This window comes from Flavobacterium sp. (assembly GCF_044368995.1).
GTDB lineage: Bacteria > Bacteroidota > Bacteroidia > Flavobacteriales > Flavobacteriaceae > Flavobacterium.
Map to the genome: position 1 here is coordinate 1 of NZ_JBIPMS010000017.1, position 23,049 is coordinate 23,049.

Annotated in this window: 21 protein-coding genes, 1 other RNA gene and 1 pseudogene; 11 read left to right on the plus strand and 12 right to left on the minus strand. The window is 29.8% G+C overall.

Annotated features, from left to right (window positions below):
* The 8 genes from ACIQ2I_RS02655 to ACIQ2I_RS02690 form a co-directional block, all read left to right on the plus strand.
* Positions 1-1,993: HAD-IC family P-type ATPase (locus ACIQ2I_RS02655; RefSeq protein WP_396180887.1), on the plus strand; the 1,993-nt coding region annotated here is incomplete at its 5' end.
* Between the two features lie 96 nt (positions 1,994-2,089).
* Positions 2,090-2,251, plus strand: coding sequence for a cbb3-type cytochrome oxidase assembly protein CcoS (gene ccoS / locus ACIQ2I_RS02660; RefSeq protein ID WP_396159257.1), 162 nt, complete (start codon positions 2,090-2,092; stop codon positions 2,249-2,251).
* Between the two features lie 9 nt (positions 2,252-2,260).
* Complete coding sequence (gene ccoN / locus ACIQ2I_RS02665) at positions 2,261-4,438, plus strand: cytochrome-c oxidase, cbb3-type subunit I (protein ID WP_396180888.1); 2,178 nt, start codon at positions 2,261-2,263, stop codon at positions 4,436-4,438.
* Positions 4,439-4,442: 4 nt separating this feature from the next.
* Positions 4,443-4,613: a CcoQ/FixQ family Cbb3-type cytochrome c oxidase assembly chaperone gene (locus ACIQ2I_RS02670; protein ID WP_396180889.1), complete on the plus strand. Its 171-nt coding sequence runs from the start codon at positions 4,443-4,445 to the stop codon at positions 4,611-4,613.
* Between the two features lie 12 nt (positions 4,614-4,625).
* The gene (locus ACIQ2I_RS02675) at positions 4,626-5,555 is read left to right on the plus strand and encodes a cbb3-type cytochrome c oxidase N-terminal domain-containing protein (protein WP_396180890.1); all 930 of its coding nucleotides are present in this window, start codon (positions 4,626-4,628) and stop codon (positions 5,553-5,555) included.
* Positions 5,556-5,627: 72 nt separating this feature from the next.
* Positions 5,628-7,049 carry a cytochrome c oxidase accessory protein CcoG gene (ccoG, locus tag ACIQ2I_RS02680; RefSeq protein WP_396180891.1) on the plus strand — a complete coding sequence of 474 codons (1,422 nt, stop codon included), beginning with the start codon at positions 5,628-5,630 and terminating at the stop codon, positions 7,047-7,049.
* A 22-nt stretch (positions 7,050-7,071) separates the two neighbouring features.
* Positions 7,072-7,518 (plus strand): FixH family protein, encoded by a 447-nt coding sequence (locus tag ACIQ2I_RS02685; RefSeq protein ID WP_396180892.1) that lies wholly within the window; start codon positions 7,072-7,074, stop codon positions 7,516-7,518.
* A gap of 24 nt (positions 7,519-7,542) precedes the next feature.
* Complete coding sequence (locus ACIQ2I_RS02690) at positions 7,543-8,244, plus strand: sulfite exporter TauE/SafE family protein (protein WP_396180893.1); 702 nt, start codon at positions 7,543-7,545, stop codon at positions 8,242-8,244.
* A 159-nt stretch (positions 8,245-8,403) separates the two neighbouring features.
* Here ACIQ2I_RS02690 and hemN read toward each other — a convergent pair whose 3' ends face one another.
* From hemN to ACIQ2I_RS02735, 9 genes are all read right to left on the minus strand, one after another.
* Complete coding sequence (hemN, locus tag ACIQ2I_RS02695) at positions 8,404-9,765, minus strand: oxygen-independent coproporphyrinogen III oxidase (protein WP_396180894.1); 1,362 nt, start codon at positions 9,763-9,765, stop codon at positions 8,404-8,406.
* 110 nt (positions 9,766-9,875) lie between these two features.
* Positions 9,876-10,691 carry a purine-nucleoside phosphorylase gene (locus ACIQ2I_RS02700; RefSeq protein WP_396180895.1) on the minus strand — a complete coding sequence of 272 codons (816 nt, stop codon included), beginning with the start codon at positions 10,689-10,691 and terminating at the stop codon, positions 9,876-9,878.
* Between the two features lie 373 nt (positions 10,692-11,064).
* Positions 11,065-11,685 (minus strand): hypothetical protein, encoded by a 621-nt coding sequence (locus tag ACIQ2I_RS02705; RefSeq protein ID WP_396180896.1) that lies wholly within the window; start codon positions 11,683-11,685, stop codon positions 11,065-11,067.
* 123 nt (positions 11,686-11,808) lie between these two features.
* Positions 11,809-12,489 carry a DUF481 domain-containing protein gene (locus tag ACIQ2I_RS02710; RefSeq protein WP_396180897.1) on the minus strand — a complete coding sequence of 227 codons (681 nt, stop codon included), beginning with the start codon at positions 12,487-12,489 and terminating at the stop codon, positions 11,809-11,811.
* A gap of 125 nt (positions 12,490-12,614) precedes the next feature.
* Positions 12,615-12,830 (minus strand): hypothetical protein, encoded by a 216-nt coding sequence (locus tag ACIQ2I_RS02715; RefSeq protein WP_396180898.1) that lies wholly within the window; start codon positions 12,828-12,830, stop codon positions 12,615-12,617.
* A gap of 20 nt (positions 12,831-12,850) precedes the next feature.
* Positions 12,851-13,123, minus strand: a complete 273-nt coding sequence (locus ACIQ2I_RS02720; RefSeq protein WP_396180899.1) for a hypothetical protein — start codon at positions 13,121-13,123, stop codon at positions 12,851-12,853.
* Between the two features lie 164 nt (positions 13,124-13,287).
* The gene (locus ACIQ2I_RS02725) at positions 13,288-14,019 is read right to left on the minus strand and encodes an LEM-3-like GIY-YIG domain-containing protein (protein ID WP_396180900.1); all 732 of its coding nucleotides are present in this window, start codon (positions 14,017-14,019) and stop codon (positions 13,288-13,290) included.
* Positions 14,020-14,074: 55 nt separating this feature from the next.
* A complete protein-coding gene (locus ACIQ2I_RS02730) occupies positions 14,075-15,871 on the minus strand; it encodes a P-loop NTPase fold protein (protein ID WP_396180901.1) in 1,797 nt (598 codons plus the stop codon).
* A gap of 57 nt (positions 15,872-15,928) precedes the next feature.
* A complete protein-coding gene (locus ACIQ2I_RS02735) occupies positions 15,929-17,071 on the minus strand; it encodes a hypothetical protein (protein WP_396180902.1) in 1,143 nt (380 codons plus the stop codon).
* Positions 17,072-17,155: 84 nt separating this feature from the next.
* Here ACIQ2I_RS02735 and ACIQ2I_RS02740 point away from each other — a divergent pair, with 84 nt between their 5' ends.
* Positions 17,156-18,436 (plus strand): hypothetical protein, encoded by a 1,281-nt coding sequence (locus ACIQ2I_RS02740; protein WP_396180903.1) that lies wholly within the window; start codon positions 17,156-17,158, stop codon positions 18,434-18,436.
* Positions 18,437-18,525: 89 nt separating this feature from the next.
* Here the strand turns inward: ACIQ2I_RS02740 and ssrA are convergent.
* Positions 18,526-18,927, minus strand: a transfer-messenger RNA (tmRNA) gene (gene ssrA / locus ACIQ2I_RS02745).
* Positions 18,928-19,104: 177 nt separating this feature from the next.
* On the opposite strand from ssrA, the gene ACIQ2I_RS02750 reads away from it, so the two are divergent.
* Both ACIQ2I_RS02750 and ACIQ2I_RS02755 read left to right on the plus strand, forming a co-directional pair.
* On the plus strand, positions 19,105-20,307 hold the full coding sequence (locus tag ACIQ2I_RS02750; protein WP_396180904.1) for an NAD(P)-dependent oxidoreductase: 1,203 nt from the start codon (positions 19,105-19,107) through the stop codon (positions 20,305-20,307).
* A 142-nt stretch (positions 20,308-20,449) separates the two neighbouring features.
* Entirely contained in the window at positions 20,450-21,886 is a 1,437-nt protein-coding gene (locus ACIQ2I_RS02755) for a sugar MFS transporter (RefSeq protein WP_396180905.1), read from the plus strand.
* Positions 21,887-21,958: 72 nt separating this feature from the next.
* On the opposite strand, the gene ACIQ2I_RS02760 is transcribed toward ACIQ2I_RS02755, so the two are convergent.
* Positions 21,959-22,810, minus strand: coding sequence for a hypothetical protein (locus tag ACIQ2I_RS02760; RefSeq protein ID WP_396180906.1), 852 nt, complete (start codon positions 22,808-22,810; stop codon positions 21,959-21,961).
* Positions 22,811-22,834: 24 nt separating this feature from the next.
* Positions 22,835-23,049 (minus strand): annotated as a pseudogene (locus tag ACIQ2I_RS02765) (3-deoxy-8-phosphooctulonate synthase); the annotation flags it as partial.

The window sequence follows — 23,049 nt, forward strand, 5'->3', positions numbered from 1 at the left end:
AGAACAAACCAATCTAAAAGACATCGTTTATTTATTGTCATCTATTGGCTATGAACCCTATATTAGTTTAGAAAACTACGAAACAGATACGAAACAAATTGATAGAAGTTTAATTTATAAATTAGGAATTGCTTTTTTCTGTTTTGGAAACATTATGCTTTTATCATTTCCCGAATATTTTGAAGTAGATGAATTTTGGATTAACAAGTATAGAAATTTCTTTAGAACGTTGATTTTCTTTTTATCCTTACCTTCCTTTTTATATTCGGCAAGTGGTTATTATATTTCGGCATATAAAAGCATCAAATCTAAGATGTTAAATATTGATATTCCTATTGCTTTAGGAATTATTGTGATGTTTATACGAAGTGTGATTGATATTACTTTCGATTACGGACAAGGTTTTTTTGATAGTTTAACAGGTTTGGTTTTCTTTATGTTGTTAGGAAAATTATTCCAACAAAAAACATATGATTTTTTATCATTTGAACGTGATTTTAAATCCTATTTTCCAATTGCTGTAACGAAAATTAATCGAAATGGAGATGAGGAACCATGCCAGATTTACAATGTTGAAAAAGGCGACAGATTAATTATTAGAAATCAAGAATTAATACCAGTTGATGGCATATTAATTTCGCCCAAAACAACTTTAGACTACAGTTTTGTCACAGGTGAGGCAATACCTATTGAAAAAAAATCAGGAGATAAGCTATTTGCTGGTGGCAAACAAATGGGCGGTATTATTGAAATGGAAGTGTTGTTTTCTGTTTCGCAAAGTTATTTAACGCAATTGTGGAGCAATGATGTTTTCCAAAAGAAAATAGATCAAAAACACAAATCTATAACGGATAAAGTAAGTCAATATTTTACGCCAGCTTTACTTTTGTTAGCTTTTGGATCCTTAGTTTTTTGGTTGTTTATAAATGCGTATTTGGCGTTTAATGTTTTTACTGCGGTATTAATTGTTGCTTGTCCGTGTGCTTTAGCGTTAACAGCTCCATTTACATTGGGAAATGTATTGCGTATTATGGGAAACAAAAAGATGTATTTAAAAAACGCCCAAGTTATTGAACAAATGGCAAAAGTAGATACAATTGTTTTTGATAAAACAGGAACCATTACTTCATCATTAAAATCAAATATTGAATACACAGGTAAAGATTTATCTGATTCAGAATTTGCAAAAATTAAAAGCATTGTCAGAAATTCAAATCATCCATTAAGTAGAAAATTATACGACTTTTTATCACAAACGCAATTAGTAGAAATTACTAATTATGAAGAAATTGTAGGAAAGGGAATGCTCGCAAATATAAATGATATTTCATATAAAATTGGATCCTTGTCCTTAATGAATCAACAAGATGGTTTTGAACCAGATAAAAACACCAAAGTACATATTGAAATTAATTCTGATTATAAAGGATATTTTGTATTTAATCATCAATATAGAGAAGGTTTAAACACATTATTCCATCAGTTGGATAAAAACAACTACAAAACTGTCGTTTTATCTGGAGATAACGATGGCGAAAAGGATTATTTACAATCCGTTTTACCGCAAAACACCACATTGGTATTCCATCAAAAACCCGAGCAAAAATTAGATTACATTCAAAAACTTCAAAAAGAAGGTAAAAATGTAATGATGATAGGAGATGGGTTAAATGATGCTGGCGCTTTAGCACAAAGTAATATTGGAATAGCACTTTCAGAAAATGTAAATGTATTTTCGCCTGCTTGTGATGGTATTATGGATGCTTCGCAATTTCAAAATTTGTTTTATTATATACAATATTCTAAGAATGCAATGAAAACCATTTATATGAGTTTTGGCCTTTCGTTACTATATAATTCAGTAGGATTAGCTTTTGCTTTAACAGGTAAATTATCTCCTTTGTTTGCCGCGATTATTATGCCAATGAGCGCCATAACTATTGTAAGTTTCGTCACCATATTGAGTAAGTTTTATGGAAATAAAATAAAATAAAATTCCAAATCCCAAATAAAAATAAATTCAATACATGACAAATGTCATATTTAATTGCATTCCACTAATTTAATTTTGTTTAAAACTTATAGAGGTATGAGTATCATATATTTTCTTATAACCATTAGCATCTTAATAGCCATTGTGTTTTTAATCACGTTTATTTTCGCTGTAAAAAGCGGACAATATGATGATGATTATACGCCGTCAGTTCGAATGCTTTTTGATGATGAATTAAAAAAAACTAAAACTAAATAAACATTAATTATGGAAATGCAACAATTTCGTTATGATAATAAAATCGTTCGTAATTTTATTTATGCATCGCTACTTTTTGGAGTAGTCGGAATGTCAGTAGGACTACTTGTGGCTTTATATTATCTTTTTCCAAATTTAACAGACGGTATACCGTGGTTAAGTTATGGTAGACTTAGACCTTTACACACTAACGCAGTTATTTTTGCATTTGTTGGAAATGCTGTTTTTGCAGGAGTATACTACTCTTTACAACGTTTGCTTAAAGCCAGAATGTATAGTGATTTTTTAAGTCAGGTTAACTTTTGGGGTTGGCAACTTATTATTTTAGGTGCGGCTATTACATTACCAATGGGTATTACTACTTCAAAAGAATATGCCGAGTTAGAATGGCCTTTTGATATTGCTATTGCTTTAGTTTGGATAGCGTTTGGTATCAATATGATAGGAACTATTATTAAGCGAAGAGAACGTCATATTTATGTAGCTATTTGGTTTTATATAGCCACTTTTGTTGCAGTTGCTTTGTTACATATTGTAAATAGCATAGCAATACCTGTTTCTTTGACAAAAAGTTATTCTGTTTATGCAGGTGTTCAAGATGCTTTGGTCCAATGGTGGTATGGTCATAATGCTGTAGCATTTTTCTTAACTACACCCTTTTTAGGATTAATGTATTATTATCTACCTAAAGCTGCTAACAGACCGGTATATTCATACAGATTGTCAATTATCCACTTTTGGTCGTTAATTTTCTTATACATCTGGGCAGGCCCACATCATTTATTGTATTCTACATTACCAGATTGGGCGCAAAATTTAGGAGTAGTATTTTCAATTATGTTGATTGCTCCATCTTGGGGAGGTATGATCAATGGATTATTAACTTTAAGAGGGGCTTGGGATAAAGTAAGAACAGACGCCGTTTTAAAATTCTTCGTGGTTGGGGTTACCGGTTATGGAATGGCCACTTTTGAAGGACCAATGTTATCACTTAAAAATGTAAATGCGATTGCTCACTTTACGGACTGGATTGTCGCACACGTTCATGTTGGGGCACTAGCTTGGAATGGTTTCATGACATTTGGTATGATTTATTGGATTATACCAAGAATTACTAAAACAAAATTATATTCAGAAAAATTAGCCAATTTTCATTTTTGGATTGGAACATTAGGTATCATTTTATATGCTTTACCTATGTATGTGGCTGGTTTTGTACAATCATTAATGTGGAAACAATTTAATGAAGACGGCACATTAGTATATGGCCAATTTATGGATACTGTAGTGGAGATTATGCCAATGTACGCTATGCGTGCAGTAGGTGGTGTGTTATACTTAACAGGTGTTTTAGTTGGAGTATATAATGTAATTAAAACAGTAAAAGTAGGTTCTGCAGTTACAGATGAAGAAGCAGAAGCAGTTGCGCTACCAGTAATCGCATCAAGTCGATTGAGAAATGAAAAATTACACGCTTGGTTAGAACGTAAACCAGTTCAATTTACCATTTTAACAGTTTTGGCAGTTTCTATAGGTGGATTAATTCAAATTGTCCCTATGTTAATTGTGAAATCAAATATCGCAACGATAACAAGCGTTAAACCTTATACTCCATTGGAATTAGAAGGTAGAGATTTATATATCAGAGAAGGTTGTAATAATTGTCACTCACAACTGGTTCGCCCATTTAGAAGTGAAGTAAAACGTTACGGTGAATATTCTAAATCTGGAGAATATGTATATGATCATCCATTTTTATGGGGTTCAAAAAGAACAGGTCCCGATTTAATGCGAGTAGGTGGAAAATATCCACACAGTTGGCACTTTAGCCATATGTGGAATCCACAAGCTACAACAACTGGTTCTATAATGCCAGCGTATAAATGGATGTTTGATAATAAGAAAATGAAACATGACGACATTCAGAAAAAAATGAGTGTGATGAAAACGTTAGGCGTACCTTATACAGATGCCGAAATTGCTAATGCATTTATAAGTATTGAAAAACAAGCTGTAGAAATTGAAAAAGGTTTAGAAACAGATCCAAATTTCTCTAAATCATATGCAGCAAGTAAAGAAAAAGCAAAACTTACAGGCGAACCTTTCGTACAAATGAAAGATAGAGAAATTGTAGCCTTAATTGCATACTTGCAACGTTTAGGAACGGATATTAAAGTAAAAAAATAAGGATATGTTAAAATTTGTAAAACACAACTTGGAAGGTATTAATGGAGTAGAGATTTATCCTATAATATCATTAGTAATTTTCTTTACCATATTTATTTCTTACTTAATATATGCTTTGTCGTATAGTAAAGAACAAGTGAAAATTATGAGTGAATTACCTTTTAACGAGAAATAAAACAACAAGATTATGAGAAAATATATTCCAGTTTACATTAGGTTTCCGTTTTTTTACCTAATTGTTTTTGCCTTATCAGAATATTTTATTGATTCTGGAGACCGTCCAGCTTTTATTAAATATCCTATTGTGCCATTAATGCATTTGTTATTGATATTCATTTTTATTGTCATTGAAGTAATATTAAATGCAGTAGACAATGTTTCTTACCAATTGCTTACAGATGAAGCAAAAGCGCAATTTGATATTGAAAAAGCAAAACCATTTACACAATCTGAGTTGTATAAAAAATGGTTGTTTAAAATTTCGGCTTTAAAACCAATTGAAGATGAAAAAGACATTCAATTAGATCATGATTATGATGGAATTAAAGAACTAGATAATGGCTTACCTCCTTGGTTTACAGGTTTGTTTTACGCTACTATAGTTTTTGCATTGGTATATTTAGTTCGTTTTCATATAGTTGGAGATTACACGCAAGACCAAGAATATGTAATGGACAATACATTAGCTGAAAAGCAAGTAGAAGAATACAACAAAACCGCTCCAGATTTAATGAATGTAGATAAAGTAACATTACTTACTGAGCCAGCTGCACTTGCAGAAGGAAAAGCAATTTTTACAACCAATTGTGTGCTTTGTCATAAAGCTGATGGAGGTGGGGCAATTGGTCCTAATTTAACAGATACAAGTTGGATTTTAGGTGGTGGAATTAAAAATTTATTTAAAACTATTACCGAAGGTGGTCGACCAGGAAAAGGAATGGTAGCCTGGAAAGAAAGTTTAAAACCAACTGAAATACAAAAAGTGGCTAGTTATGTATTGTCTCTTCAAGGCACAAAACCTGCTGGAGGAAAAGCACCTGAAGGGGAAGTATGGAAAGAAGAAGGTGCTGCTGCAACTGCAAAATTTGAGGTGGTAGATACGATTGCAAAAAAATAAATACTAACAATTTGGGTATGCTTTATTGTATACCCATATTTGTTACAGCAGTAATGCAAAATATAACAAAAGATGTCAAATATTGAAGACGATAGTTTCCGTGATTCCATTGGAACTATAAACGAAAAAGGAAAAAGAAAATTTATTTTTCCAAAAAAACCTCAAGGAAAATATTACGAAAGAAGAAAATTAGTAAGTTATGCATTATTGGCATTTTTACTTTCTAGCCCTTTTATTAAAATAAATGGCAATCAGTTCTTATTGTTTAATGTATTGGATCGTAGATTCAATATTTTTGGAATGCCATTTTGGCCACAAGATTTTTATTTGGTGGTGATTTTAATGATTACCGGAGTGGTTGGGTTAACCTTATTTACTGTAGCTTTTGGTCGTATATTTTGTGGTTGGTTTTGTCCGCAAACTATTTTTATGGAAATGGTTTTCAGACGAATTGAATATTGGATTGATGGGGATAGAGGTGCTCAAATAAAATTAGAAAGTCAAGAATGGAACGCAGAAAAAATCAGAAAACGTGTATTAAAATGGTTTGTGTTTTTAATTATTTCCTTTGGTATTGCCAATGTGTTTTTAGCATATTTAGTTGGAAGTGATACACTTGAAGCAATGATTGTTGAAGGGCCGCTAAGTAATGTAAAAACCTTAATTGTGTTATCCATTTTTACAGGAATTTTCTATTTTGTTTTTACTTGGTTTAGAGAACAAGTTTGTATTATAGCTTGTCCGTACGGAAGGTTGCAGGGTGTTCTTTTAGACAACAAATCCATTGTTGTAGCTTACGATTATGTTCGTGGTGAAAGTGAAAATGGAAGAGCTAAATTTAAGAAAAATGAAGACCGAAAAGAACAAAAAATTGGTGATTGTATTGATTGTCATCAATGTGTAAATGTTTGTCCAACAGGAATTGATATTCGTCACGGAACACAATTAGAATGTACCAACTGTACCGCTTGTATGGATGAGTGCGATTTGATGATGGAGAAAGTCAACTTACCAATAGGATTAATACGTTACGCAAGTGAAGTAGAAATTACTAAAAAGGAGCAGTTTAAATTAACCACCAGAATGAAAGGTTATATTGCTGTTTTAGTAATTTTAACTACAGTAATGGTTTCTATGATGTTATTACGCACGGAAGTAGAGACAAAAATATTAAGATTATCAGGTCAGTTGTACGAAGAAAAAGGAAAAAATATTAGTAATGTATATACCTACAGAATCATCAATAAAACGAATGATAATTTAAAAAACATTACTTTTAAGTTGGTTCATCCCAAACAAGGAACATTAAAATTAGTTGGGAATGCAACGTTGCACGTTGAAAAAGCCAATGCTGCAACAGGAACTTTATTTGTCGAAATTCCATTGGTTTTATTGGAAACCGATAATACAAAAATTAATATTGAAGTACATCAAGGAAATAAAGTTATAGAAACTATTACGACTAATTTCTTAGGCCCAAGAACATTTAATTAAAAATATAAATAAAATAACAATTATGAAATTTAACTGGGGAACAGGAGTAATTATTGGTTTTGGGAGTTTTATGACTTTTATATTATTTTTTGTGTTTTTGGTACAATCAAATTCAAAATATGATAATGAATTAGTAGCAGATGATTACTATAAACAAGAAAGCAAAGTGCAAAGCGACATTGAAAGTCAAAATCTTTCAAACGCCTTAGAAACAAAATTAAAAGTAATAAAAACTTCAGAAGGCATTCAAGTATATTTTCCTGAAGATATAGATTATAAAAAAATAAAAGGAACTATTTCCCTATACAGACCGTCAAATCAAAAGTTGGATTTTGAAATGAAAATTTCTTTATCAAGTCCAATAATGCTCATACCTAATCATAAATTGATTGGCGGTCTTTGGGAAATATCTATAAATTGGAAAGTAGATGAGGTTGCTTATTTAAATAAGGAGACGATTTATTTTTAATTTACGATTTGAATTATAAAAAAAATGCTTTATTCTGCGCTAATATTTGGGTTTATAAGTAGTTTGCACTGCGTAGGTATGTGTGGGCCAATTGCTATGATGCTCCCAATAGATCAAAATAATTCATTTAAAAAATGGATCCAAATTGCTACTTATCAACTGGGTAGAGTAGTGGCTTATGCTTCTTTAGGTTTGCTATTTGGTGTTTTAGGTTCTGGTTTTTTCTTTGCAGGATTTCAACAACAATTATCTATTTTAGTGGGTGTTTTAATGATTTTAATTGCCATTATTCCTGAAAAAAAATTAGCCCAGTATAATTTTTCAAAACCCATATACAAACTAATTTCTACTGTTAAAACGCAATTAGGACTACAATTTAAAAACAAAAGTTATAAATCGTTATTTTTAATTGGACTTTTTAATGGGTATTTACCTTGCGGAATGGTATATGTTGCTCTGTTTGGGGCTATGGCTATGAATCACGTTTTTTTAGGAAGTTTGTATATGATTTTATTTGGGTTGGGAACCATTCCACTAATGGCTGTTGTTGTAAATTTTTTTAAAAGTACTTCGTTTACTTTTTACGCTAAATTTCAAAAAGCAATTCCTGTTCTTATGATTTTAATGGGCATATTATTTATTGTGAGAGGTTTCGGATTAAATATTCCTTATTTTTCTCCAAGTATTATGAATTTACATATTCAGTCAGAAGTGAATTGCCATTAAATTGTTGCCAAGAAGACACAAAAGTCACGAAGTTATTTTTTGCATGCGGATTGAAATGATTTTGGTTTACGTTTAGTTAGTTTGTAGTGTTATAAACATCTCATGAAAATATTGTTTTAGACCTGACAGGTTTTAAAAACCTGTCAGGTCTTTTCATAGTTAAACCGTCATTGAAAATAATTGCGTTTGTGGAGCAGCTCTTTTTAGTCTTAAATCGAAAGCCATACAAATATTTCTTATATACGCTTTTCCTAAATCGGTTACAGTTAATTTATTAGTCTCAATGTAAAGTAAACCATCTAATTGCATTTCGTATAAAGAATCTAAAACATCATATATTTCTGGAAAATAATTAGATTCATTATCCCAACTTGTTTCAAAATGGCACATTAAATTTAAAATATGTTTACGAATTATTAAGTCTTCAGAGGTTAAAAGATGTCCTCTAAATATAGGTAAATTATTGGCATTAATTTTTTGATAATAGCTTTCTAATGATTTTTCATTTTGTGCGAAACTGTTCCAACTATCACTAATTGATGACACACCTAAACCAATCATTAGCTCCGTTTTCGAAGCTGTATATCCCATAAAATTCCGATGCAATGTTTTGCTTTTAAATGCTAAATACATATCATCAGTAGGCAGAGTAAAATGATCCATTCCGATTTCAATATAACCCATTTCAAGTAACATTTTCTTACCTAATTCATATAATTTTCTCTTTGTATCACTTTGAGGAATGTCTTCATCATTAAACCCTCGCTGACCATTTCCTTTTAACCAAGGCACGTGCGCATAACTATAAAACGAAATTCTATCGGGTAAAAGTGATTTTGTTTTTAATATAGTATCTTCTACATTTTCTAAGGTTTGAAAAGGCAATCCGTAAATTAAATCGTGTCCAATTGAGGTATAACCTATTTCTTTCGCTACTAAAGTTACTTTTGATACATTATGAAAGGATTGAATTCTATGAATAGCTATTTGTACTTTTTCGCTATAATCTTGAACGCCAAAGCTAACTCTTCTGAAACCTAAATTATATAGCGTTTGCAAATGTTCTTTTGTAGTATTATTTGGATGTCCTTCAAAACTAAAAATGTAGTTTTCGGCTTTGTTTGCTGTTTCGAAAATACCTTCAATTAACAAAGTTAAATTTTCTATTGAAAAGAACGTTGGAGTGCCACCTCCCAAGTGAATCTCCTTTATGTTAGGTTTTCTTGAAAATAAATTGCAATATAAACGCCATTCTTTTATTACGGCTTGTATATAGGTCAATTCTAACTCATGACGTTTCGTAATTCGTTTGTTGCATCCACAAAAGGTGCATAGACTTTCACAAAAAGGCAAATGAATATATAAACTTATGCCATCTGTTTGATTCGAAATTTTAAACGTTTCTGTTAGATTTTGAATCCATTTTTTTTCTGAAAATGCATCTTCTTCCCAAAACGGAACTGTTGGATAGCTGGTATATCTTGGACCAGGCACATTATATTTCTGTATCAATGAAGGCATAGCTAAATGAATTTACCACAAAATTATAGGTATTTATGCTATATATCTATGATAAATGTCATGCGAAGAAATTAATCAGGGCTTGATAAAAAATTATTTTAGATACCTAATTAAGTATAAGAACAAATTAATTCTTTGATTAACGTTCTAATCTGAGGCTCTGCTTTTTTGGCTGCTTTCAAAACTTCTTCATGCGATACATTTTCCATGTTTTCTTCATTCCCCATATCGGTAATAACAGAAATCCCAAAAGTTTCTATATCCATATGTCTTGCTACAATCACTTCAGGAACCGTGCTCATGCCTACGCAATCGCCACCAATATTTTTTATCATTTTATATTCGGAAAGTGTTTCGTATGTTGGTCCTTGAAGTGCAACATAAACACCTTCTTCTACTTCTATGTTTTTAGCAGCTGCAATTTCTTTTACTTTTGCAATCATATGATGGCTATATGGCTCACTCATATTTACAAATCTTGGCCCTAATCGTTCGTCGTTTATTCCTCGCAATGGATGTTCTGGCAACATGTTAATATGATTTGTAATCAAAACAATGGAACCTACTTTATATTTTGAATTTACACCTCCAGAAGCATTAGATACTATTAATTTCGAAACACCCAAATATTTCATTACTCTTATGGGAAAAGTTACTTCTTTCATACTGTGTCCTTCATAATAATGAAAACGGCCTTGCATTGCGATTACTTTCTTATTTCCAATAGTTCCAAAAAGTAAAGCGCCTTTATGACCAACAACAGTAGATGTAGGAAAATTTGGTAGCTCCGAATAAGGAATGGTAAATTCTATAGCAATATCATCAGCAAAATCTCCTAGACCAGAGCCTAAAACTACTCCATATTCTGGAGTAAAATTTGTTTTTGCTTTTATGAATTCACACGTTTCGTATATTTGATTTAACATGTTTTGAAGTGTTTAGTTACTCAAATATACGAAAATTATAGTGTTTTTTATTATGAAGTCTACACAATTTTGTAGGAATCATATTACAAAAAAGTTTCATTTATTATATTAAAATTTGACAAATGTTTTTGCCCCCAAATTGCATATTATAAAATCTCTCCAATTTTTATAATAAAAACAGAAATATTAATGTGAAATTTTTTAGCATTGTTTTGTTAAAAGACTTTAGGAATACTTGAAGTCTTTTTTGTTTAAATTTAAAGATAATTATAATTATAATTTATATTCAAGGTACTAATATTTAGTTAAAATTAGAAAAGTAGTTTTTAACTCTTAGTGCCAAAGTTATATTTCTTTAATCATGACATTTATTTTAAAATAAATTAAAGAAACCTTTTTTAGTATTATTTTCAATTAGTTTTGATTTATATAAATCGTTTAATTCATTATATTTCATAAGCATTACTTCATTTTTTAAAGACCTTAATTCTAAAATTAACAAATACTTATCAGTAATTTCAATAATATCTTTATTTTCAATTTTTTGAACTTTATTAACGCCACCTAAAGTTAGACCAACCTTTATTATGCTACCAACTCCAGGCATCATTCCTGTAATATTAACAATTTTACTTGAATTTATTTTATTCAAAATAGCAGTACCTTGATCAGTATATTTATGATATGATTTTGTATCCTCTTTCAATCTAGGAAATGGTTCAATCTCAACTTTTATACTTTTTTCAGATACCCTATTCACCCACTTAGTAACTCTTAAAAGTAACTCTTCATTTGAAATTAAAAAACCATCAGACTCTTCATAGGTCTCAGGAATAGATTTATTAAGCATTGATATTTCACCTTCAATAATCATTTCTGCTTCGATAGCATCTATACCCAGCTGAGAAGCCTTCATTAGAAGTAATTCTCTTTCTTTTATTGATAATTCTCCATCAGCTAAAGCTAATTTTAAAAGTTTATAAAATTGTTCCATAATTTAAGTTGTTTTATGTTTTTTTGATGAAGAAAATATAGTTTTTAATATTCTTTTTAGAATATTACTAATAATATTTTTATTCGTATTTTTAATTATCTTATTTATCTAATTTTTTGTAATTTAATTAAATCCCAGATCATAACTAAAACCAAATAATATTTGTGAATCTGTGTTTTTTATTTCAATGTAAGGTGTGGAGTGAAAACGATACCTAATTGTGGTATATATTTTAAAATGCTCTAGACTATAAACTATTTTTGGTTCTAAATACATACGATAATCTTTAAAATCTTCCGAGTTGAGTTGGTAATAAAATACAGTATTGTTTTGTAATTTATTAGTTATTTTAAAGTTTAAAAAGGAGCTAAAACTATATCTGTAATTTATAACATGTACTTCCGCTTCACTATTTTTCAAATACATTTCGTTTTCATAAAATGGGCCAAAAGCAACATCTAAGTAATTTTTATCTTTTTTATAAATATTTTTACGATAGCCAATTCCAATTAAATACCGACTATTCAAAGATAAAGAAACTGCTTTTTGTCCTTGAACAAATGAATATAAAGAACTGTTTTTTAAAGAATAACTGTATCGTAATTGACTTGTATAATCAGATGAAATTACCTCTTTGTCTTGTGAAATATATTCATAATTAAAAAATAAACGAACTAAATTTTTATCTTTTTTAAAAGCAAGTTGATTGGCAGAATTCAATTGTGTTAACTCAATATTTCCCGTTGTATAATTTCCATCAAAACTTGTTGTAAGCACAAATGTACTATCTAGTTTACTAGACATGCTCTCTGTATTTACAATTGACTGACTCTGTAAATTAGACGAAAAGCCAAAAATAAATATGCAAATAAAAATACTCCGTTTCAAAAATTTATATATCATAGTCAAAGAAACTTTTAGAACCGTTTTTACTTCCATTGTCCTCCTCGATAACTTTCTGTTTTAGTTTTATTATTACACCCTTTACATTTTGAAGTAGAAAACAAACCTTTACCATTAACACAATCTTCACACAATGGTCCGCAAGTTTCACAAACATTTCTTACATCTCCGGTAGACCATGACAAAATTTTGTCTTTTACAATTGTTCCACAGTTTCCACATTTAAAATCTTTATTTTCCATAATTTTATATATTTTCTTATTTATTTTGATTTTATATTTTGAATATCTTCTTTTAGTCTTTCTATACTCTTTTTATGATTTTCAATTTGCCCTTCTGCATATTTAAAATTATTAGCAAGGTTTTTACGATATTGCTCTTTAGCAGATTTTTGAGTTGAAGATTTAATTAAATCTCTCAAGTTATCTTTACCGTTTTTGACTGTACTTTTAATACCTTCAATCATTCTTTTTTGTGATTCAATTTGATTTTTCTTTGATTCAATTGAACTTTTTTGTGAGTCTGATAACGCCATGTTTATTTGATTTTAATTAAATTATTCATTTTAGCTAATAAAATAATACTGTAAAGAATTCTTCATCTGAAAGTCTATCTCCTTAAATGTTTGCAATCTGATTAGAAGAACTTGTACTTTTTCCTTCATAAATTTTTGTACTCATAATATATTTATTTAGATTGTTAAATATTATATCTTATAGGATTGGCAGCTCCTTTTTTCTTTACATGCGCAATTGATTTATTTAAATAAATATCTTGTATTTCTTTTGCCGCATATTCACCATCAAAACCCCACCTTTTATTTATTTTATTATTTTCTGTTGCAGCAGCATACCAACTGTTAATTTTAAAAACCCCTATAATTATTCCTTGAAATTCAGATAATGCATATTCTAATTCGCTTATTCTGTTTTTATTAATCACCCAAGATTCTTTAGTGGCTGCGTAAATGGCGTTATTTGAGTTTTTAACCTTTGCATATTGTCTGTTTATATTAATAATCACCACTTTATGCAATAAATTTTCAAGTTTTGGCGCATTATATTGTCTAATTAATTCATCAGTAGTTTTAATACCATAAAAACCACTATCATGACCTGAAACTTCGTTTGTTAATGTATTATAATTAAAATTATGATAATCAATTAAAGTGGCTTCAACTAAAAAAGCTTCTTTTTCTGTAAGTCCATGTCGGATAATAAGATGTTGAATATCTAATTGATTATCTAAAATTTCCCTAATCTCAGTTTTTTTTAATGAATTGATATCGGTCTTATTTTCAAGAACTTCTTGTTTATGAGCAAATACTCTATTGTCAATTCCTTTACCAATGTAAAACACTTTATTAGTTAATGGATTTACTAAAGCATAGACGTAAAAGCCCAATTTAGTAACGGTTAAATTATCAAACATATTTAATTTATTTGGTTAGTAATTTTGAATAATAAATTTCAGTTAACTTTTTTTATTATTTATAATTTAAGGATAAGAAGTCTTTTAACTCTGCAACGTTTAATTCCTTTGAAACTTTGAAAGCAACTTTTTGTTTTTCTTTGTCTTTTACTGCAACAAAAATCAATCCTTTAGGCAAATTAGAATGATCTTTTACTCTCACCAATTCAATTCCAACGAGTTCCGTATTTTTTGGTGGATTATTTAAGTATCCAAAATCAAATCTAACAGAGCTACTCATAATTTCGTATTTTTTTCCAGTTTCTTGTGAAAATGATAAAAAGGTATCAAATAAATTTTGGTAGGTTTTAAATTTTATTTCGAGGCCTTCTTTTTTGGCACCGTTAGCTACTAATTCTTGTCTTAAAATTTCTATTTTTGTTTTTATATCAGAAAAAACGGTCTTGTTTCCTCTTTTTTCAATTACACCTTTCAAATTCACATCGTCATCTACATTAGTTATTGAGGCAAATTTTAAAGCCATTACTATTTTTTCTTCTAAATCATCTATTCTATCTTTAAAATTATTTCTCAAATAATTAAATAACTCTAAGATGTTAAAAACTTTCGATTTTAAATACACATCATTTTGACAAGCACCATATATAATTTGTTCCCAATCTTCATCTAATTTTTCATTATCACCATATTTTTCAATATCAAGTTTAACGGCGTCTAAATTGATGTTGTTTTTATTTGCAAACCCTTTATCCCAATCATAAATATCAGGCATTTGAGTAATTAATCTAAAGATTTTAGGGTAGGATATTTGTACCCCAATCATTGCAAATAGTATCAAATCATCTTCAGAGTCTGGAGGGTTATCTCCAAAATCTGATGCGTCATCCTCAAAGTCAGAATTTCTTAAATTTCGTAACAATGAAAATGAATTAATATATCTTTTTAAACTTCTTGGATTAAATCCAATAGTATATTTCACAACATTTGTATATGAATCATTAAGTTCTTCTGGAATTCCAATAGATAAGGAACTTAATTTTTCAGAAAGTAAATTTCCCATGTCATAAGTACCTGTTGGCATTGAAAATGGTACTTGGATTATTTTATCAAAAAAGGAACGAAATTCGCGTTCATTTTCTTCTGTTTTTTTACCAAATTTCGATTCTAAACCTTTTACTACAACATCGTAATCGATGGCTAAAACAAATACACAATTGGGTACATCAAATAAGTTTTTTAAACTTTCTAATACTTCAACAGCTTGATCAGGAGGGATACGATCTAAATCATCAACAAGAAAAACCACTTTTTTATAATCATTTTTTGTATCTTCAATTAATTTAGAAATAATAATCTCAATTTCTTTTTTTATTTCAGCAATTTCTGCTTGTTCACTGCTGGCTTCTTCATGAACCATAGCTCCTTTAACGTCTACACCAGTTTGATTTGCAATTACTTGATTGGCCACGTTTCCTAAAAATGAAAAAACTTTTTTCATGCCATCTTTTGACTTCTCTTCAATAGTCCATTTACCTTCACTCTCACAACTCAATTTTAAATTGGTAAGCATACCTTTTAAAATGGCTGGCGTAGTTTCAGCTGGATTTCTAAACATACTGTATTCCCAAGTGTTTACCCAAGAAGTGGCAATATTTTCACGTTTAAAATGCTCTAAAAGCATGTAAAGCATGGATGTTTTTCCGGTTCCCCACTCACCTTGTAGACCAACAGTTAAAGGTGTGTCACCTTGTTTAATGAAATTGGACAAAACAGCACTGTAACGCGACATTTTTAATTTATCTTCATCATTTTTTTCGATAGGTTTATCGGTAATGCAGGATTTTAATTCCATAATTTTTTTGCTATTTATTTAGTTAGTAACAGGTCTAATTTCGATTAGTAGACCCTTTTATTTTTTTATTCGATATCTAATTTCATAGTGAAACGTTTTCTCATAAAGCGCCACTACATCTAACCAAACATAGGTATTAGAGAATGAACTTGTAGATTGAAGGCCTATGTAAGAAAAACCGGAATAAGGTTTTTTTATAAGTCCAACGCGACTTTGAGTAGATAAAGCACTATTATTTATATCATACTTAAATGCACTAGCATATTCTTTACCAGGATATTGTAAAAACTTTTTTATTTCTTTTTGTTTATCAAAAAAGAATACATTTAAAGTGTAATCTTCATCTTTTTTAGGTGGAAAAAGGGAATTAAGTATTTCACGACTTAAACTGGAACTTTTTTCTTCTGATTCCCAAAGTGGAATGCCTAAAACTTTTACCTTTTTAGAAATTCTATTTACGTCGTTAAATAACTTTCCGTCTTCTCTTTCCGTTTCGTCTTCACCCGATATTCTTAGCGTGTAAATAAATTCTTTCGTGTTTTTTGGAATTTCTATGGGTGCATAAACTTTGCTTTCTCCAGACATGGTAAAAGTACTTGAAACCACAAACTTCTTTGGTTGGTTAAATACTTTTTCAAAAGCCATTGTAGTTCCAATTTTACTTTTATTGGTTTTTTTGCTTACAACAACAGAGTCTCGAACTAATCTTGCATTACTTAAATAATTGGTTACACTACCAGATTTTCTTGAAACGTCTAAATTGTAATAGGATTCTTTAGGAAAGTAAATTTTTATTGAAAACGGGTTATCAAAAAACACATCGTAAGTAAAATCAACATCAGCAGTTTTTTTGAATGTTTTTACAATTCGACCACTGCGTTGCTCTACGATTGAGAAAAACTTTACTTGATTGTCAGAATTAAATTTAATTTGAATGGTATCTTTACTTAAACCGAAAAAATCTTTTACAATAAAACTATCAGCTGCTGCAAGTTCTCCACTTTCTGATATAACGGGTTTAAAAACTAAATCTTTTTCAGTGATTTTCTTTTCTGTTATTTCCGTTTCAGTTGTTGTTCCCGCTTCATTAGGTGATCCGTTTTCATTACCAGATTGTTTATTATTTTCGTTTTTTCCTCCGCATGAAATCAACATCAATGCAGCAATTATACAGATAATATTTTTTTTATTTTCTATCATATTTTTGAAATTTTCTTATTAATATTTTAATTATTCAAATTTATATTAATAATTTATTACATTTAGCCCAAAATCAGCCCATATATGTATAACGATTATTTTCAATTACTAATTGATGTTCAAAAAAAATCGAATATTACAGTCACTACCATTAGAGATGTAAAGTATTTAAAGGAAGAACTAGACGCTGTAACACATAAACCGCTTGGGTTTAATACCTTAAGAAGATTATTTGGTTTTTTAGAAAAAACAGTCCCTTCAATTACAACCTTAAATTCGTTATCCATTTATCTTGGTTTTTCCTCTTTCTCTAGCTATAAAAATCATCAGGCTAATTATAGCGAATGGTATTTTCAACAGAGTTTATTGCGAATGCAAAAACAAAAAATAATTGGAAAGGAAGAAATTAATAAAATAAATATTGGATTGAAGGATGAAAAAAACATCGTATATCTATCCTATTTTTTATCCTTTCAGGTTGAAAAAAACAATTTAGAGATTTTAAATGCCGTTTTTAAATATGTTGATTTTAAAAATATCACAGGCACTCAGTTTCATAAATTTTCTACTACTATTTCATTGAGTTTATCAAATATACCAGAAAAAAAAGCACTGTTTATTTATGAAGCACTAATTCATTATGACACTTTTAGAAATAATATCCCATTGCTTTTTATTGACTACACTAATCTAAATTCTAGGTATTTTAAAATTCTTAAAATTATCGAGCGAAATACATCCAATAATTCTGATTTATTGTTCGTTTCTTTAATGAAGTTTTATAAATATTTTTATTCTGAAAATTCTGATTATCAGAATGTTGAAATACGAAAACCATCAGGGTTTTCAAATTTCTATTCTGTACTAAAGGGAAGGTTTTATGGTTATTGTATTTTGAAATCAAATAGCGTTAGTAGAACATTAAAAAATGAAATTTTAAATGAATGTACTACAATTCGGGTTAGTTTTTTTTTAGAAGAAATCATTCCAGCATTAATTATTAAAGAGGAATATGATATTTTAAAAGAAATTATGGATAAATTTTACGAGGAGCTATTTGAGTCTGATATTTGGTCATCCACCACAACTAGTGCAATATATTTAATTGGTTTGGCTAATAGTAATTGGCATGCAGCTTCATATTCAAGAGCAAAAAGAAATTTAGAATTAGTAGAATTGGACCTTGTTGAAATTGGGTATTATGACTATTTAGCGCTGTTTTATAATTTTACCAAATTAAAGATCAGTTTTGCTGAAAAAGATTTTGCAGCCAATTTAGAAGCTTATAAAAAATTAAAAGCACATGTAAAAAAAACGGGATTTAAATTATTTCTTTCTATAGCAAAGAAATTTTGTTTGAGATAGAAGTTTAAAAAACTATTTTTGTTAATAAGTTAGACAACTTAATTGAAATGTAATCCAAAAAAAACCCTGTAAAATTTTACAGGGTTTTTTTGTGGAGTCGGAGAGAATCGAACTCTCGTCCAAACAAGCCATCAAAAAGCGTTCTACATGTTTAGTTTTTGTTTAAATTTTCGACAAAATAGCTTGGCCAAAAACAGCCACTATTTGCTTAACTTTATGAATGTCAGAGTGGATTTAAAGTTTTACCATTCCTAGGTTTATTTTTACCATTCCTCTAAATCAACCGCCACAAACCAAGGCTTTTGAGAGAAATCCAGCTTCCCAACCTGGTTGGGACTTGGCATTACCCTACTATAATTCGGATTATGCAGCTAAAGCGTAAGTATTTTCGCCGTTTAAAAAGTGAGTATGATTGATATTTACGAGCCAAAAATACAATGCTCGACATGCTTACTAATTAGTGCCACTTGCTGTCAAAACCAGTCGACCCCATATTTATTTGATATATCGAGTCTTGTTTATTATACCTTCAAATCAAATGGATGCCAAAATTACAATAAATTATTCAAGCAGAAAAGTTTTACACTCAAAATCAAAAATGTTATATTTGTAAATTAATACAAGTAAATTGTGTTAAAAACATACAAAAAGCCCTAAACCTAAATAAAATGAAATTCGGAATTATTAAAGAAAGAAAATCACCGCCCGATAGACGAGTAGTTTTCTCACCTTCAGAACTTTTAACAGTAAAAGACCAGTTTCCAAATATAGAATTTAAAGTAGAAAGTTCAGATATACGTGTATTTGCAGATGCTGAATATATCAATAGTGGTTTTGAAGTTTCAGAAAATATGGATGATTGTGATGTGTTACTTGGTGTAAAGGAAGTCCCTGTTGAAGCGTTAATCCCAAATAAAAAATATTTTTTCTTTTCTCATACGATTAAAAAACAAGCTTATAATAGGAATTTATTACAAGCGTGTATTGATAAAAATATCGAGTTATATGATCATGAAACAGTAGTTAATGAAAATAATACGCGTTTAATTGGTTTTGGAAGATATGCAGGAATAGTAGGTGCCTACAACGGAATTAGAGCTTTCGGTTTAAAATTTGAAATTTTTAATTTACCTAAAGCTGAAACATTAGCCAATCAAGACGCTTTGATTTCTCAACTTAAGAAACCTTTTTTACCACCAATCAAGATTTTGTTATCAGGAAAAGGAAAAGTGGCATTTGGTGCTAAAGAAATGCTAGATGGCATGAAAATCAAAGAAGTTTCTGTAGCAGATTACTTATCAAAAACATATACCTATCCAGTTTATACTATGATTGATGTTCAGGATTACAATAGCGATATGTCAGGCGTTGCTTTTAATAAATCTAATTTTTATTCGCATCCAGAACATTTCACTTCTAATTTTGAACGTTTCGCAACAGTATCTGATATTTTTATGGCTGGACATTTTTATGGCAACGGTGCTCCTGAAATTTTGACCAGAAAAATGTTGTCTGCTTCCAATTGTAAAATTAAAGTAGTTGCCGATATTTCTTGTGACATCGACGGTCCAATAGCTTGTACTTTACGAGCCAGTACTATTGCCAATCCAAGTTATGGTTATTTACCTAGCGAAAATAAAGAAGTGGATATGTTTCATCCCAGCGCTATTGTAGTAATGGCAGTTGATAATTTGCCTTGCGAATTACCAAAAGATGCCAGTGAAGGTTTTGGAGAAATGTTTTTAAAATATGTTATTCCTTCTTTTTTCAATGGCGATGCTTCTGGAGTTTTAGCTAGAGCTAAAATTACTGAAAACGGAAAACTTACGGCAAGATTTTCCTATTTGCAAGCGTATTTAGATGAAAAATAATGGTTTGCTAGATATTTTCTTCACTAATGTAGCAATATAAAAATTCAACTATATCGATTTCGTTAAAATTATTTATGTTTTTATAATTTAATGGCTTAATATTTTGTTATTTAGCAATCAACTAATTATAAAACTACTTACTATGAATTCAGAAAATAAACAAACTAATTGGGCTCAATTTATTCCACTAGTAACCGTATTCTTCTTTTGGGGGTTTGTGGCAGCAAGTAATGATATTTTAATTCCCGTATTTAAAAAAACGTTTGATTTAACACAATTGCAAAGTCAATTAGTGTCTCTAGCTTTTTATATTGCTTATACAGTAGGTTCTTTGTTGTATTTATTAATTTCTTATTTAACTAAAGGCGATTTAATTAACAGAATTGGATATAAAAATTCGTTAGCATTAGGTTTATTAATTTCCGCTATTGGTACCTTATTATTTTATCCAGCTGCAAATACAGGTTCGTTTCCATTAATGCTATCTGGATTGTTTACTGTAGCTTTAGGTTTTTCTTTACAACAAACCGTAGCAAATCCATTAGCAATTGCATTGGGTCCAATATCTACTGGTTCACAGAGATTAACTTTAGCAGGAGGAATTAATAATTTAGGAACAACAATTGGTCCGCTAATCGTTAGTTATGCTATTTTTGGGTCTTCCGCAACTTCTGATACTAATATGAGTATAGAAAGTGTAAAAATTCCTTATTTGATTTTAGGTGCTGCTTTTTTACTTGTAGCCGTATTTTTAAAATTCTCTTCTTTACCAGACAAACCTCAAGCAATTGTTGAATCTGAATCAGAAGCTGCTTCAACTAAAAGTTCTGCATTAAAATATCCGCAATTGGTTTTAGGAATGATAGCTATTTTTGTTTATGTTGGTGTAGAAGTTTCTACAGCAAGTAATTTACCAGCTTACATGGAAAAGAATTTAGGTTTTTTAACTAAAGATATAGCACCTTATATTTCGTTATATTGGGCAAGTTTAATGATTGGAAGATGGACTGGCGCAGTTGAAGCCTTTACAGATAAAATGAGTTTACAAAAAATATTACGTTTTGTTGCACCTTATTTAGCTTTTGGTGTGTTTTTATTTGTAAATGCTATTGCTAAACATGATTTAACGCCATTTTATATTTACGCTTTAATTATCTTAGTTTTAATTGCAGCAGACATCGCTAGTAAAGGAAATCCAGCTCGAATGCTTTTGATTTTTTCATCTCTAGGAATAGTTGCATTATTAGTTGGTATGACTACTGATGGAATGGTTAGTGTGTATGCTTTTACAAGTGTTGGATTGTTTTGTAGTACGCTTTGGCCATGTATTTTTACATTATCAGTAAGTGGTTTAGGAAAACATACCAGTCAAGGAAGTAGTTTTTTAATTATGATGGTTATGGGTGGTGGATTTGTAAGTTTGTTACAAGGATATGTTGCAGATGAAACAACCATTCAAACTAGTTATATAGTAGGGGTTTTATGCTTTGCGTATTTAGCATTTTATGCTTGGAAAGTAAGTGCAATATTAAAAACTCAAGGCATTAATTTTGATAAAAAAGTATCTGGAGGACATTAAAAGTCTTTACTTTAAAAATAAAAAGTCCATCAGATTTAATTCTGACGGACTTTTTTATTAGTATTCTGTATTCTAAATTTTAAATATTCCACCAAAGGCAATCGTACTTTGTAAAAACCAAAAGTTTTGTTTGGCTTTGTCTGCCGTACTGTATGTCGTTCTAATATCATTCATTTCAATATAACCCGTTTTTAATTCGGTTTGAAGGAAAAAATGTTTGTAAAATGTAAAGGTTAATCCCGCTTTTGCAGAAATACCGAATCCGGATAAGTGAAATTCATCATATCTTTCTTTGGCAAATAATTTTGTGTTGGTTTTAGGTAATAAAACACCTGCACCAAAACCTTCTGAAAAATTAATTTGAAATTTATCTGTATTGGGTAAATTAAACCATTTTGAAATATCATCTACACGTGTAATTTCAGAATTTATATAATTTAAGCCATCAGTGTGTTCAAAAGTTAAAAATTTCTCGGTAAGTAACACTTCGTTTCCTGGTAAACTTTCATCAAATGTTCCTTCATTTGGATAATTTCCGCTAAAACCTACTACTTTATATTGCGACAATACATATTTCATATGATCCACTCCCACAGAAATATTATAATGGTCATTAAAAAAATAACCCATTCTAAAATTAGTTTGCGGGATAGTCATTTTTGATGGATTTAAATAATCTATATGATACCCTTTTGGTCTGTCATGGGCTGCTACATTTTCTAAAGTAAAATCGTAATCAGCACCAGTAAATCTTATGTCTGAAGTAGAGTAGTATCCTCTGTTTCCTCCCCAATAAAAGAAGAATTTTCCTTTATTGTGTGCGGTATATTTTTCGCTTTGTATTGGTAAATCAACTAAATTTTCAGTTTGTGCCAAACTTGTTAGCGAAAGCAAAGCAATTAAAAGTGATACAATTTTTTTCATTTGGATGGGGCGAATTCCTATATATTAAAATTTGTTTATAGTTTGTCTGATGGCTACTAATTTTGTCATTAAACCTTCAAAATAGTCTAAATGTAACATGTTTGCGCCATCACTTTTTGCATTTGCTGGATCAAAATGGGTTTCAATGAAAATCCCGTCTACTCCTGTTACAATTCCAGCTTTTGCGATGGTTTCAATCATATCTGGTCTCCCTCCAGTTACACCACTAGTTTGATTAG

Coding starts and splice junctions, on each gene's coding strand:
- ACIQ2I_RS02670 (WP_396180889.1), top strand. CDS start 4,443: ATGTTAAAATTTGTAAAACACAACTTGGAAGGTATTAATGGAGTAGAG.
- ACIQ2I_RS02700 (WP_396180895.1), bottom strand. CDS start 10,691: ATGTTAAATCAAATATACGAAACGTGTGAATTCATAAAAGCAAAAACA.
- ACIQ2I_RS02730 (WP_396180901.1), bottom strand. CDS start 15,871: ATGGAATTAAAATCCTGCATTACCGATAAACCTATCGAAAAAAATGAT.
- ACIQ2I_RS02705 (WP_396180896.1), bottom strand. CDS start 11,685: ATGGAACAATTTTATAAACTTTTAAAATTAGCTTTAGCTGATGGAGAA.
- ACIQ2I_RS02690 (WP_396180893.1), top strand. CDS start 7,543: ATGCTTTATTCTGCGCTAATATTTGGGTTTATAAGTAGTTTGCACTGC.
- ACIQ2I_RS02725 (WP_396180900.1), bottom strand. CDS start 14,019: ATGTTTGATAATTTAACCGTTACTAAATTGGGCTTTTACGTCTATGCT.
- ccoG (WP_396180891.1), top strand. CDS start 5,628: ATGTCAAATATTGAAGACGATAGTTTCCGTGATTCCATTGGAACTATA.
- ACIQ2I_RS02715 (WP_396180898.1), bottom strand. CDS start 12,830: ATGGAAAATAAAGATTTTAAATGTGGAAACTGTGGAACAATTGTAAAA.
- ACIQ2I_RS02755 (WP_396180905.1), top strand. CDS start 20,450: ATGAATTCAGAAAATAAACAAACTAATTGGGCTCAATTTATTCCACTA.
- ACIQ2I_RS02740 (WP_396180903.1), top strand. CDS start 17,156: ATGTATAACGATTATTTTCAATTACTAATTGATGTTCAAAAAAAATCG.
- ACIQ2I_RS02720 (WP_396180899.1), bottom strand. CDS start 13,123: ATGGCGTTATCAGACTCACAAAAAAGTTCAATTGAATCAAAGAAAAAT.
- ACIQ2I_RS02735 (WP_396180902.1), bottom strand. CDS start 17,071: ATGATAGAAAATAAAAAAAATATTATCTGTATAATTGCTGCATTGATG.
- ACIQ2I_RS02750 (WP_396180904.1), top strand. CDS start 19,105: ATGAAATTCGGAATTATTAAAGAAAGAAAATCACCGCCCGATAGACGA.
- ccoS (WP_396159257.1), top strand. CDS start 2,090: ATGAGTATCATATATTTTCTTATAACCATTAGCATCTTAATAGCCATT.
- hemN (WP_396180894.1), bottom strand. CDS start 9,765: ATGCCTTCATTGATACAGAAATATAATGTGCCTGGTCCAAGATATACC.
- ACIQ2I_RS02760 (WP_396180906.1), bottom strand. CDS start 22,810: ATGAAAAAAATTGTATCACTTTTAATTGCTTTGCTTTCGCTAACAAGT.
- ccoN (WP_396180888.1), top strand. CDS start 2,261: ATGGAAATGCAACAATTTCGTTATGATAATAAAATCGTTCGTAATTTT.
- ACIQ2I_RS02685 (WP_396180892.1), top strand. CDS start 7,072: ATGAAATTTAACTGGGGAACAGGAGTAATTATTGGTTTTGGGAGTTTT.
- ACIQ2I_RS02710 (WP_396180897.1), bottom strand. CDS start 12,489: ATGTCTAGTAAACTAGATAGTACATTTGTGCTTACAACAAGTTTTGAT.
- ACIQ2I_RS02675 (WP_396180890.1), top strand. CDS start 4,626: ATGAGAAAATATATTCCAGTTTACATTAGGTTTCCGTTTTTTTACCTA.